The organism is Ramlibacter montanisoli (assembly GCF_013087525.1).
GTDB lineage: Bacteria > Pseudomonadota > Gammaproteobacteria > Burkholderiales > Burkholderiaceae_C > Ramlibacter > Ramlibacter montanisoli.
In genome coordinates this window covers 1821802-1834238 of sequence record NZ_JABFCS010000001.1, presented here as the reverse complement: position 1 = coordinate 1834238, position 12437 = coordinate 1821802, and the positions used below count along the sequence as shown (strand labels likewise).

The window sequence follows — 12437 nt, the reverse complement described above, 5'->3', positions numbered from 1 at the left end:
AGTACCCACCATGAACCACCCCCAACCGGGCCGCTTCGGCCCGCCCTGTGCCCTTGCCACCCTGGCCCTGTCCCTGCTGCTGGCGTTTCCCGCGCAGGCGGCGCCGGTCGGCGGCGAGGTACGGGCCGGTGCCGCCGTCATCGCGCACACCGGCGCGCTGACCACCGTGACCCAGAGCACGGGCAACGCCATCATCCACTGGCAGGGCTTCAGCATCGGCGCGGGCGAGGCGGTGCAGTTCCGCCAGCCGGGCAGCAGCTCGGTCACCCTGAACCGCGTGACCGGCCCGGATCCTTCGGCGATCTTCGGCAACCTGTCGGCGAACGGCCGGGTCTTCCTGGTCAATCCCGCCGGCGTGCTGTTCGGGCCCGGTGCCTCCGTGAACGTCGGCGGCCTGGTCGCCTCCACGCTCGACATCGCCGACGCCGACTTCCTGGGCGGCCGCCACGCCTTCAGCGGCAGCAGCCGCGCCAGCGTGGTCAACCGCGGCACCATCACCGCCGCCGAAGGCGGCTACGTGGCCCTGCTGGGTGCGACCGTCGCCAACCAGGGCGTGATCTCGGCGAACCGCGGCAGCGTGGTGCTGGCGGCCGGTGAAGCCATCACGCTCGACGTGCTGGGCGACAACCTGCTGCATGCGGTCGTCGATCGCGCGGCCGTCGATGCGCTGGCCAGCAACGGCGGGCTGATCCAGGCCGACGGCGGCCGGGTGCTGCTGACCACGCAGGCGGCCGGCTCGCTGCTGTCCACGGTGGTGAACAACACCGGCGTGATCCAGGCGCAGACCCTGTCGACGCGCAACGGCAGCATCATGCTGATGGGCACCATGGTGAACGGCACCGTGGACGTGGCCGGCACGCTGGATGCGAGCGCCCCCGTGGCGGCGACGGCGGCTTCATCGAGACCTCCGCCGCGCGCGTGCGGGTGCAGGAAGGCGCCATCGTCACCACCGCGGCGGCCCTGGGACGCACCGGCGACTGGCTGATCGATCCGCAGGACTTCACCATCGGCGCCGGCGGCAACATCAGCGGTGCCACGCTTTCCGCGCTGCTCGTGACCAACAGCGTCACCATCACCACGGCGACGGGCCCGGACGTGACCACGCCGGGCACTCCGCCCTTGACCAACTTGAACACGGCCACCGAGGCGAACGGCGACATCCACGTCAACGACGCCGTCAGCTGGACTGCCGCGCCGAGCACCACCACGCTGACGCTCAACGCCACCCGTGACGTGAACATCAACGCCGCGGTCACCGCCGTCAACGGCAACTTCGTCGTCTGCTGCGGCCGCGACGTGAACGTGAACGCCGCGATCACCACCACCAACGGCAGCGTGCTCCTGGCCGCCGGCCGCAACGCGGTGCTCACCACCCCGGCGGCAATGACCACCACCGACGGCAACATCATGATCTGCGCGGCCAACGACGTGCGAATCGCTTCCGCGCTGACGCTCACGCGCGGCAGCAGCATTCCCGCGCAAAGCCTGGGCCTGCCCACCGGGATGACGCTGACCGCGGGCACCGGCGGCACCGGCCCGGGCCTGATCGGCGGCACCGTGGTGTTCGCGCCGCTCACGCCACCGGCGGCGGTGACGGGGCCCAACGCCGCGGTCACGGTGAACTACAACCCGCCCGCCTACACGACCCCGACCGACTACTCCGGCAACTTCACCCTGACCGGCGGTGCGTCGCTCACCCAGCACATGCTGGTGTTCGCGGACAGCGCGCCCAAGGCCTTCGACGGCACGACGGCGACGACGCTGGTGGGGCTGAAGGGCAATCCGGCCGGCGTCACGCTGGTGGCCGGTCCCGGCAGCACTGCGAACTTCGACACACCGGCGCCGGGCCTGGGCAAGGTGATCTCCTTCACGGGCTACACGCTGGCGGGACCGAACGCCGCGGCCTTCGCCCTGCCGGTGGCCTGTTGCGGCCCGGCCGTGGCGAAGACCACGGGCGCGGTGCTGGCCGCCGTCCTGCCGACGGTGCCGCCGGTGGTCGTCCCCGTGCCGGTGCCGGTGCCGGTGGTGGCACCGCCGGTCGTGGTCGTCCCGGGCGTCGACACCCCGGTCGCCACGTCCGACACCGTGCTGCCGCAGTTCATCCCCTTCGTCGTGGCGCCCTTGCTGCTGCGCGCGCCGACCCCGCTGCTGACGGTGGCACCGGACACGCCGCCCGCCATGCAGCTCGTGGTGGTGCAGGCACCCGCGCCCGCGCCCGCCCCGACGATCACGGCGCCGGCCGCCATCGAGGCACCGGCGGCCGCGCCCGCCGCACCGGCGCCCGCGGCGCCCTACCGCGCGCCGGATCGCCCCGCACGGCCGTACCGGAACTGACCGGTGGCCCGATCCACCTTGCTGCGCGGGTCCTGGCTGCTCGCGGCCTGGGCCTGCCTTGCCTGGACGGGGGCGGCGGCGAAGCCGGCCGACTTCGTCCTCGAAACGCCCTCGGCCGAAAGCCGGCACGTCGCCGACTGGGTGCTGCACTCGCGCGACCATGGCAACGGGCCCTTCGTGATCGTCGACAAGGTCCGCTCGCGCATGTTCGTGTTCGACGCGCTGGGCGTGCTGCGCGGTTCGGCGCCCGTGCTGACCGGCATGGCCACCGGGGACGATTCGGTTCCCGGCATCGGCCAGCGCGCCATGCACAAGATCCTGCCCGCGGAACGCACCACGCCGGCCGGGCGCTTCGTCGCCGCCCTGGGTCCCAGCCTGAAGGGCGGCGAAATCCTGTGGATCGACTACGACGCGGGCGTCGCGCTGCACACGGTGGTCGATACCGTGGCCAGCGAGCGGCGCCTGCAGCGGCTGGCCAGCGTCGTGCCCGCCGACCACCGCATCACCTACGGCTGCATCAACGTGCCGGTGGGCTTCTTCGAAACCGTGCTGGCGCCCCTGTTCCGGCACAGCAGCGGCGTGGTCTACATCCTGCCGGAGACCCGCTCGTCGCGCGTGGTGTTCGGCTCCTATGACATCCCAGGAGAACACCGTGAACCCCATCCGCACCCCCGCCGCCTTGGCCATCGCACTGCTCCTCGCCGCCGCACCTGCCTGGGCGGCCGGGCCGGCGAAGCCCTCGCAGGCGCAGATCGACTACCGGCAGGAGCGCGCGCGCTGCCTGCGCGGCGAGTCCGGCCAGGACCGCGCCACCTGCCTGAAGGAAGCCGGCGCCGCCTACCAGGAGGCGCGCCGCGGGACCCTGTCCGCTCCCGCTGGCGCCGACCTGTCGCGCAACGCGACGCAGCGGTGCGAAGCGCAGCCGCCGGCCGACCGCGACGCCTGCGTGCAGCGGATCCTGGGCGGGGGCGCCGCCGAGGGCAGCGTGCAGGGCGGCGGGCTGATCCGCAGCACCGAGTCGTCCAAGTAACCCCACGCAGGCGTCCGCGGCCCCTCGGGCTATAATCAAGGGCTTTCCCGCAAACCCCCGCGTACGCCTAGCGCAGCCAGCACTTTCCCCGACAAAAGCAACATCGAGAGTTCCCTCTTGGTCGCGTTGTGGGCGTACCCGACTCATCGGAGAACCCAGTGCTTTCGTCGCTTCAGGGAGCTTTCCCGCCCGCCATCCTGGCGCTCGCAGACGGCACGGTCTTTATCGGCAGCTCGATCGGTGCCACCGGCACCACCACCGGCGAAGTCGTGTTCAACACGGCCCTGACCGGCTACCAGGAAATCCTGACCGATCCGAGCTACGCCCACCAGATCGTCACGCTCACCTACCCGCACATCGGCAACTACGGCGTCAACGCCGAGGACGTCGAGGCGAGCAAGGTGTACGCCGCCGGCCTGATCATCCGCGACCTGCCGCTGATCGCCTCCAGCTTCCGCGCCGACATGACGCTGCAGCAGTACCTGCAGCGCGAGAACACCGTCGGCATCGCGGACATCGACACCCGCAAGCTCACCCGCGTTCTGCGCACCAGGGGCGCGCAGAACGGCTGCCTGGTCGGCCTGAAGCAGGGCGAGCAGGTGACGCCGGCGCTGGTCGAACAGGCCGTGGCCAAGGCGCGCGCCGAGAAGTCCATGGCCGGCCTGGACCTGGCCAAGGAAGTGACGGTCGGCAAGCCCTACGACTGGGAACAGACCGAGTGGCAAGCTGGGCACCGGCTACGGCCAGCTGGAGAACCCGAAGTACCACGTGGTCGCCTTCGACTACGGCGTGAAGAAGAACATCCTGCGCATGCTGGCCGAGCGCGGCTGCAAGGTGACCGTGGTGCCGGCGAAGACGCCCGCCGCGGACGTGAGGAAGCTCAATCGACGGCGTGTTCCTGTCCAACGGCCCCGGCGACCCGGAGCCCTGCGACTACGCGATCACCGCCACCCGAGAGCTGATCGAAGACGGCTACCCCACCTTCGGCATCTGCCTGGGCCACCAGATCATGGCGCTGGCGTCCGGAGCGAAGACCTTCAAGATGAAGTTCGGCCACCACGGCGCCAACCATCCGGTCAAGGACCTCGACACCGGCCGCGTCAGCATCACCAGCCAGAACCACGGCTTCGCGGTGGACGAGAAGACGCTGCCCGCGAACCTGCGCGCCACGCACATCTCGCTGTTCGACGGCACGCTGCAGGGACTGGCGCGCACCGACAAGCCCGCCTTCTGCTTCCAGGGCCACCCGGAAGCCTCGCCCGGTCCCCACGACATCGGGTACCTGTTCGACCGGTTCACCGGCCTGATGGACGAGAAGAAGAAGTAAACATGCCCAAGCGCACAGACATCAAGAGCATCCTCATCATCGGCGCCGGCCCGATCATCATCGGCCAGGCCTGCGAGTTCGACTACTCCGGCGTGCAGGCCTGCAAGGCGCTGCGCGAGGAGGGCTACAAGGTCATCCTGATCAACTCCAACCCGGCGACGATCATGACGGACCCGGCCACCGCCGACGTCACCTACATCGAGCCGATCACCTGGCAGACGGTCGAGAAGATCATCGCCAAGGAAAAGCCGGACGCGATCCTGCCCACCATGGGCGGCCAGACGGCGCTGAACTGCGCGCTGGACCTGTGGCGCAACGGCGTGCTGCACAAGTACAAGTGCGAGCTGATCGGCGCCACGCCGGAGGCGATCGACAAGGCGGAGGACCGCCTGAAGTTCAAGGAGGCGATGACGCGCATCGGCCTGGGCTCGGCGCGTTCGGGCATCGCCCACTCGATGGAAGAGGCCTGGGGCGTGCAGAAGACTGTGGGCTTCCCCACCGTCATCCGCCCCAGCTTCACGCTGGGCGGCACCGGCGGCGGCATCGCCTACAACTCCGAGGAGTTCGAGACCATCTGCAAGCGCGGCCTGGAAGCCTCGCCCACCAGCGAGCTGCTGATCGAGGAATCGCTGCTCGGGTGGAAGGAGTACGAGATGGAGGTGGTCCGCGACAAGAAGGACAACTGCATCATCGTCTGCTCCATCGAGAACCTGGACCCGATGGGCGTGCACACCGGCGACTCGATCACCGTGGCGCCGGCCCAGACGCTGACCGACAAGGAATACCAGATCATGCGCAACGCCTCGCTCGCGGTGCTGCGCGAGATCGGCGTGGACACCGGCGGCTCCAACGTGCAGTTCTCGATCAACCCGAAGGACGGTCGCATGATCGTCATCGAGATGAACCCGCGCGTGTCGCGCTCCTCCGCATTGGCCTCCAAGGCCACTGGCTTCCCGATCGCCAAGGTCGCGGCCAAGCTGGCGGTGGGCTACACGCTCGATGAACTGCGCAACGAGATCACCGGCGGCGCGACGCCCGCATCGTTCGAACCCTCGATCGACTACGTCGTCACCAAGATCCCGCGCTTCGCCTTCGAGAAGTTCAAGGACGCCAACGACCGCCTGACAACGCAGATGAAGTCCGTGGGCGAGGTGATGGCCATGGGCCGCACCTTCCAGGAATCCTTCCAGAAGGCCTTGCGCGGCCTGGAAGTGGGCGTCGACGGCCTGAACCAGAAGACGGTGGACCGCGAAGTGCTGGAAAAGGAACTGGGCGAACCCGGTCCCGAGCGCATCTGGTACGTGGGCGACGCCTTCGGCATGGGTCTGAGCGTCGACGAGGTCCACGACCTCACCAAGATCGACAAGTGGTTCCTGGTGCAGATCGAGGAGATCGTGAAGATCGAGCTCGACCTGGACAAGCTGGTGGAAGAGAAGGGCGCCCAGGCGCTGGCGGCGATCGACGCCACCACGCTGCGCGCGCTCAAGCGCAAGGGCTTCAGCGACCGCCGCCTGGCCAAGCTGCTCAAGACGACCGACAAGGCCGTGCGCGACCTGCGCAAGAAGCTGGGCGTGCGCCCGGTGTACAAGCGCGTGGACACCTGCGCCGCGGAGTTCGCCACCAACACCGCCTACATGTACTCGACCTACGAGGACGAGTGCGAGGCCGAGCCGACCAGCAGGAAGAAGATCATGGTGCTGGGCGGCGGGCCCAACCGCATCGGCCAGGGCATCGAGTTCGACTACTGCTGCGTGCATGCCGCGCTCGCCCTGCGCGAGGACGGCTACGAGACCATCATGGTCAACTGCAACCCGGAGACGGTCTCGACCGACTACGACACCTCCGACCGCCTGTACTTCGAGCCGCTGACGCTGGAAGACGTGCTGGAGATCGTGGACAAGGAGAGGCCCACCGGCGTGATCGTGCAGTACGGCGGCCAGACGCCGCTGAAGCTCGCGCTGGGCCTGGAAGCCGAGGGCGTGCCGATCATCGGCACCTCGCCCGACATGATCGATGCCGCGGAAGACCGCGAGCGCTTCCAGAAGCTGCTCAACGAGCTGGGCCTGCGCCAGCCGCCCAACGCCACCGCGCGCACGGAAGCCGAAGCGCTGCAGAAGGCGGAGGCCCTGGGCTACCCGCTGGTGGTGCGACCCTCCTACGTGCTGGGCGGCCGCGCGATGGAGATCGTGCACGAGCAGCGCGACCTGGAGCGCTACATGCGCGAGGCCGTGAAGGTGTCGAACGACTCCCCGTGCTGCTGGACCGCTTCCTGAACGACGCGGTCGAATGCGACGTGGACTGCATCGCCGACTCCACCGGCGCCGTGTTCATCGGCGGCGTGATGGAACACATCGAGCAGGCCGGCGTGCACTCGGGCGACTCCGCCTGCTCGCTGCCGCCTTACTCGCTGTCCAAGGCGACGGTGGACGAACTGAAGAAGCAGACCGCGGCCATGGCCAAGGCGCTGAACGTGATCGGCCTGATGAACGTGCAGTTCGCCATCCAGGAGAAGGACGGCCAGGACGTCATCTTCGTGCTGGAAGTGAACCCGCGCGCCTCGCGCACCGTGCCCTACGTGTCCAAGGCCACCGGCATCCAGCTGGCCAAGGTCGCGGCCCGCTGCATGGTGGGCCAGACGCTGGAGCAGCAGGGCATCACCAAGGAAGTGACGCCGCCTTACTTCAGCGTGAAGGAAGCCGTGTTCCCCTTCGTGAAGTTCCCGGGCGTGGACACCATCCTGGGCCCGGAGATGAAGTCTACGGGCGAGGTGATGGGCGTGGGCAAGACCTTCGGCGAAGCCTTCGTCAAGAGCCAGCTTGGTGCCGGCACCAAGCTGCCGGTGCCCAAGGATGCCGAGGGCAAGTCCACCGGCAAGGTGTTCCTGACGGTGAAGAACAGCGACAAGCCGCGCGCGGTGGAAGTCGCGCGCCAGCTGCACGCCATGGGCTTCCCGATCATCGCCACCAAGGGCACCTCGGCGGCCATCAACGCCGCCGGCATCCCCTGCGAGACCGTGAACAAGGTGACCGAAGGCCGCCCGCACGTGGTCGACATGATCAAGAACAACGAGATCATCATGGTGGTGAACACGGTGGAAGAGCGCCGCAACGCCATCGCCGACTCGCGTGCGATCCGCACCTCCTCGCTGCTGGCCCGCGTGACGACCTTCACGACCATCGCCGGGGCGGAAGCCGCGGTCGAAGGCATGCTCGCCATGGAAAACCTGGACGTGATTTCCGTCCAGGAGATGCACGCGCAGCTGACCGCCTAAGCTTTTATAATCAGGGCATCACAAAAACCGCCGAGCGGCAACGTTCGGCGGTTTGCTTTTGGAGACACCTCGAGATGGCCACCACGATTCCCATCACCACCCGCGGCGCGGAGAAGCTCAAGGCCGAACTGCATCGCCTGAAGACCGTCGATCGTCCGGCGGTGATCAATGCCATCTCCGAAGCGCGCGCGCAGGGCGACCTGTCCGAGAACGCGGAGTACGACGCCGCCAAGGACCGCCAGGGCTTCATCGAAGGCCGCATCCGCGAGCTCGAAGGCAAGCTGGCCGCCGCGCAGATCATCGATCCGTCCTCGCTCGACGCGGGCGGCAAGGTCGTCTTCGGCGCCACCGTGGAACTGGAGGAGGAGAGCTCCGGCGAGACCGTGAAGTACCAGATCGTGGGCGAGGACGAGGCCGACCTGAAGCAGGGGCTGATCAACGTGTCCAGCCCGATCGCGCGCGCGCTGATCGGCAAGGAAGAGGGCGACACCGCCGAAGTGCAGGCGCCCGGCGGCACCAAGCGCTACGAGATCGTCGCCGTCCACTACGCCTGAACGTGGACTGGAAGGCGCGGCTCCCCCTCCTGGCGGCGGCCCTCTGGTGGGGCAGCCTGACGGCGATCGGCTTCATGGCGGTGCCGCTGCTGTTCACCAATGCCTCCTCGCCGGCCCTGGCCGGCAGCCTGGCGGCGAAACTGTTCCAGGGACAGGCTTGGCTCAGCATGGGCTGCGGCCTCCTGATCCTGATGGGGGCGCGCCACGCCGACGGCACGGCGACCCTGGGCTGGGCGGCCGGCGCGGTGGCCTACGTGCTGCTCGGGATGCTGGCGGCGCTGCTGCAGGAATTCGCGATCGCGCCGCGCATCGTCGCGCGGCAGGACCTGAGGTTCTGGCACACGGCCGGGACGGCCGTCTATGCAGCGCAGTGGCTGTGTGCCTTGCTGGTGCTGTGGAAGGTGGCGGGCTTCAGTCGGTCCGCGACTTCTTGACCGATTTCTGCTTGGGCTTGGCCTTCTTGACCATGCCCCCGGTGGTCAGGCGCTGGTTGCCCAGGACGCGCACCCGCTTGACCTCGGGACGCTGGCCGCCGCGGCTGGAGTTCTTGATGACCTTGAATTCGCGCGGACCGGGCTTGCGCTCCTCGTCTTCCGCCTTCACCTTGGTGGGCTTGGGGCGCCAGAGCACCAGCAGCTTGCCGATGTGCTGGATGGGCGCGGCGTTCAGCTCCTCGGCCAGTCGCTGGTAGATGGCTTCGCGCGCTTCACGGTCGTCGCCCAGCACGCGGACCTTGATCAGGCCGTGGGCGCTGAGGGCGGCGTCGGTTTCCTTCTTCACGGCGGCGGTGAGGCCGTCGTTGCCGATCATCACGACCGGATCGAGGTGATGGGCTTCGGACCGATGCGCCTTGCGCTCGGCTATGGTCAATTGGATCGCTGGCATCCCCGTATTATCAGCTTTGGGCACACAGGCACATGAAAGTCAGAACACAGAGCAAGAAGGTCAACAAGGCATGGCTGAACGACCATGTCCGCGACCCGTACGTCCAGCTCGCGCAGAAGGAGGGCTACCGCGCCCGTGCCGCCTACAAGCTCAAGGAGATCGACGAGGCGCTCGGGCTGATCAAGCCCGGCTACCTGGTGGTCGACCTGGGCTCGGCGCCGGGGGCCTGGAGCCAGTACGTGCGGCGCAAGCTCGCGCCCGAAGGGGCGGCCGCCGGCGTGCTGGACGGCCAGATCCTGGCGCTGGACATCCTGCCGATGGAGCCGATCGAAGGCGTCACCTTCATCCAGGGCGACTTCCACGATCCCGAAGTGGCAGCCCGGCTGGAGGGGCTGCTCGCCGGCCGGAAGGTGGATGCCGTGGTTTCGGACATGGCGCCGAACCTGTCCGGCATCCCCGCCTCCGACGCCGCCCGGGTGGGGCACCTGGTCGAGATCGCCGTCGAATTCGCGCAGGCCCACCTGAAGCCCCAGGGCGCCCTGGTGTGCAAGGTGTTCCACGGCAGCGGCTACAGCCAGCTCGTGAAGCTCTTCAAGGAGAGCTTCAAGGTCGCGAAGCCGATCAAGCCCAAGGCCTCGCGCGACAAGTCGTCCGAGACCTTCCTGGTCGGCATCGGGCCCAAGCCGGAGTGATCAGCCGGTTCGACGTGCGGGCGGCGGCCTGCGGTCGATGTGTTCGACCATGGACACGATCTGCCTCGGACTCGCCAGCGCGGGTGCCATGCCCCATCGCTTGAACGGGTCGTTGCCGATGCGCACCATGCCCACGTGCCGGCCTTCCTCCTGGTCCACGGCCGGGTCCGGATCGTAGTAACCGAGAGCGAAGCGCAACTTCTCGATGTCGGCCTTTGCGCCGGTGAGGAACAGCCAGCCCGGCTTGACCTGGTGCAGCCTGGCGTAGTGCGCCAGATCCTCCGGTGAGTCCTGCTCCGGCCGCAGGGTGATCGAATACATGAAGATGTCCCTGCCGACGCGTTGGCCCAGTTGCTTCTGGACCTCCACCAGGTTGTACGTCATGGGCGGACAGGTCCTGTTGCAGCCCGCGTACATCATGTTGATGAGGACGACCTTGCCGCGCACGAGGTCGTCGTAGAAGCGGACCCTTGCGCCCGTGTGGGTCGTCAAGGGGACGTTTGGAACGGCGCCGGTGGCCGGGCGCCGGGCCGGCTCGGGTTCCGACCAGGCCGGGGTGTCGAGCAGGCTGGTGGTGAGGCCGAGCACGGAAAGAGTCCCCGCACCGGCGACGAAATGTCTGCGCGTGTCCATGATTCTTCTCCTTCGGTTCGCAAGCTCACACGATGTCCCACCTGAGCATCATGGAGTGGTCCTCGTGCGTGAGGTTGTGGCAGTGCATCAGGTACTTGCCGTTGAAGTCCCGGAACCGGAACAGCACGCGAATCGTCATGCGCTCACCGACGTTGAACACGTCCTTGCGGCCGCGCTCGTGCGGCGGAATCGGCACGGGGGCGCCGTTCACCGTCTTGCTCAGGATGCGGCCTTCCTCGAAGTGCACGTGCACCGGGTGCTGCCAGCCGTCGTTCAGATTGGTGAGCTCCCAGATCTCGGCGCTGCCCCTGGCAACCTGCACCGCGGGCGTGAAGACGTCGAAGAACCGTGCGTTGATGGCCCACATGCCGCCGGATCGCTCGAAGTTGAAGCTGCGCACCGGCAGCGCAGCGAGTTCCGCCGCACTGGGGAGATCGCGCAAGGGCCGCAGCACGCTGGGCACCATGCTCGTGTCGGGCTCAGGTGGATTGCGGTCCACCACCAGCTTCAGCAGGCGGGTGCCGGGCGCCTGCACCTTGTCCGGCCGTCGGGTCGTGCTCTGCACGATCTGGTCCACGACGTACAACTCGGTGCCCAACGGAAAGCGCGCGAAGTCGATGACGATGTCGGCGCGCTCCGCGGGAGCGAGCCGCACGCGCGTCTGGTTGGTCAGCGGATTGGGCAGGAGATTGCCGTCGGCGGAAATCTGCGTGAAGGTGAAGATCCCGTTCGCGCCCTTGTTCTGCAAGTACAGCTCGTAATAGCGCGTGGGGCCGGAATTGAGCAGGCGGAAGCGGTACTTGCGGCGGGCGACGCGCAGCACCGGCGCGATCTTGCCGTTGACCAGGTACCGGTCGCCCAGCACGCCTTCGGGGTTCAGCTGGTCGAAGGTGAGCTGGCCATTGACGTCGAAGCGCCGGTCACCGAAGGTGAGCGGATAGTCGTACGGACCGCTGGGAAGCCGCAGCCCGGTCTGCTCGTTGCCGCTGTCCAGGTCGTCGAAGATGTTGTAGCGCCCGGCCAGTCCCTTCAGCACGTTGGGCGCCGTCACACCCTCGGTGTGGTCATGGTAGAAGAGGCTGCCCAGCGCCTCGCGCGGATCGCCGATGCCGCCGAACTCGTCGATGCCGGCATAGAGGTTGGGCCAGAAATGGTCGTTGTACGCGCCGGGAGCGAACAGGGTCGGCCCCTTCTTGCTGGCGCTGTAGAAGTCCCCCGTGAAGCCGTCACTTTCCGACGGCGTGTGCATGTTGTGCAGGTGGGTGCAGATCTCGGGCGAGCCGAAGCCGGTGGAGAACGCGGGCAGCTCGTTGCGGATGCGGCACATGATCGGCTGCCCGTAGCGCGCGTGGATGGTCGGCCCGGGGGTGACCGCGGGCCCGCTGCCGCCGCTGAAACCCCAGATCGCTTGCGGCGGGTAGTAGGCGTTGTCGCCATTGAAGCGCCAGGAGGGGTTCTCCCGGGCGCTGAGCTGGTACAGCAGCGGCTCCCTTGCCGTGCGCGACCCGGGCCCGCAGATCTCGCCCATGCGCTGGTGCATGGCGCGTCCGACCTCGCCACCCGCGAGATTGGCCCCCAAGGTGGGTGCCGGGTCCAGGGCGGCCAGCGGGGTCAGGGGCGTGTCCTGCAGGGGCAACTCCTCCACCCAGGGCGTCACCGGCGGGCTGGGCGGGAGCACGAGGACCTGCGCCTCCGTCCGGCGGGGGTGATG

10 protein-coding genes and 2 pseudogenes are annotated in these 12437 nt (G+C 68.3%); 8 read left to right on the top strand and 4 right to left on the bottom strand.

The features are described 5' to 3' along the window. The first annotated feature begins 10 nt into the window (after positions 1–10). Both HK415_RS23880 and HK415_RS23875 read left to right on the top strand, forming a co-directional pair. Positions 11–985: a filamentous hemagglutinin N-terminal domain-containing protein gene (locus tag HK415_RS23880; protein WP_216369757.1), complete on the top strand. Its 975-nt coding sequence runs from the start codon at positions 11–13 to the stop codon at positions 983–985. Then, positions 919–2334: a YDG domain-containing protein gene (locus tag HK415_RS23875; RefSeq protein WP_216369756.1), complete on the top strand. Its 1416-nt coding sequence runs from the start codon at positions 919–921 to the stop codon at positions 2332–2334. The genes HK415_RS23880 and HK415_RS23875 overlap by 67 nt, the downstream gene beginning before the upstream one ends. On the opposite strand, the gene HK415_RS09075 is transcribed toward HK415_RS23875, so the two are convergent. Further along, complete coding sequence (locus HK415_RS09075) at positions 2292–2642, bottom strand: hypothetical protein (protein ID WP_171558329.1); 351 nt, start codon at positions 2640–2642, stop codon at positions 2292–2294. The two genes, HK415_RS23875 and HK415_RS09075, sit on opposite strands and share 43 nt — an antisense overlap. 344 nt (positions 2643–2986) lie before the next feature. Here HK415_RS09075 and HK415_RS09070 point away from each other — a divergent pair, with 344 nt between their 5' ends. The 5 genes and pseudogenes from HK415_RS09070 (at position 2987) to HK415_RS09050 (ending at position 8950) form a co-directional block, all read left to right on the top strand. Then, positions 2987–3364 (top strand): hypothetical protein, encoded by a 378-nt coding sequence (locus HK415_RS09070; RefSeq protein ID WP_309246636.1) that lies wholly within the window; start codon positions 2987–2989, stop codon positions 3362–3364. 158 nt (positions 3365–3522) lie between these two features. Next, positions 3523–4691, top strand: a pseudogene (gene carA / locus HK415_RS09065) (glutamine-hydrolyzing carbamoyl-phosphate synthase small subunit). 2 nt (positions 4692–4693) lie between these two features. Further along, positions 4694–7962, top strand: a pseudogene (carB, locus tag HK415_RS09060) (carbamoyl-phosphate synthase large subunit). A gap of 74 nt (positions 7963–8036) precedes the next feature. Continuing rightward, entirely contained in the window at positions 8037–8516 is a 480-nt protein-coding gene (gene greA, locus HK415_RS09055) for a transcription elongation factor GreA (RefSeq protein WP_171558324.1), read from the top strand. Positions 8517–8518: 2 nt separating this feature from the next. Beyond that, on the top strand, positions 8519–8950 hold the full coding sequence (locus tag HK415_RS09050; RefSeq protein WP_309246635.1) for a DUF4149 domain-containing protein: 432 nt from the start codon (positions 8519–8521) through the stop codon (positions 8948–8950). Here HK415_RS09050 and HK415_RS09045 read toward each other — a convergent pair. Further along, positions 8928–9401, bottom strand: a complete 474-nt coding sequence (locus HK415_RS09045) for a YhbY family RNA-binding protein (protein ID WP_171558322.1) — start codon at positions 9399–9401, stop codon at positions 8928–8930. The two genes, HK415_RS09050 and HK415_RS09045, sit on opposite strands and share 23 nt — an antisense overlap. A 32-nt stretch (positions 9402–9433) precedes the next feature. On the opposite strand from HK415_RS09045, the gene HK415_RS09040 reads away from it, so the two are divergent. Next, entirely contained in the window at positions 9434–10093 is a 660-nt protein-coding gene (locus HK415_RS09040) for an RlmE family RNA methyltransferase (protein ID WP_171558320.1), read from the top strand. On the opposite strand, the gene HK415_RS09035 is transcribed toward HK415_RS09040, so the two are convergent. Together HK415_RS09035 and HK415_RS26260 are read right to left on the bottom strand one after the other, a co-directional pair. Beyond that, positions 10094–10726 (bottom strand): SCO family protein, encoded by a 633-nt coding sequence (locus tag HK415_RS09035; RefSeq protein WP_171558317.1) that lies wholly within the window; start codon positions 10724–10726, stop codon positions 10094–10096. Positions 10727–10751: 25 nt separating this feature from the next. Further along, positions 10752–12404 (bottom strand): multicopper oxidase family protein, encoded by a 1653-nt coding sequence (locus HK415_RS26260; RefSeq protein WP_309246634.1) that lies wholly within the window; start codon positions 12402–12404, stop codon positions 10752–10754. Positions 12405–12437: the final 33 nt, after the last annotated feature.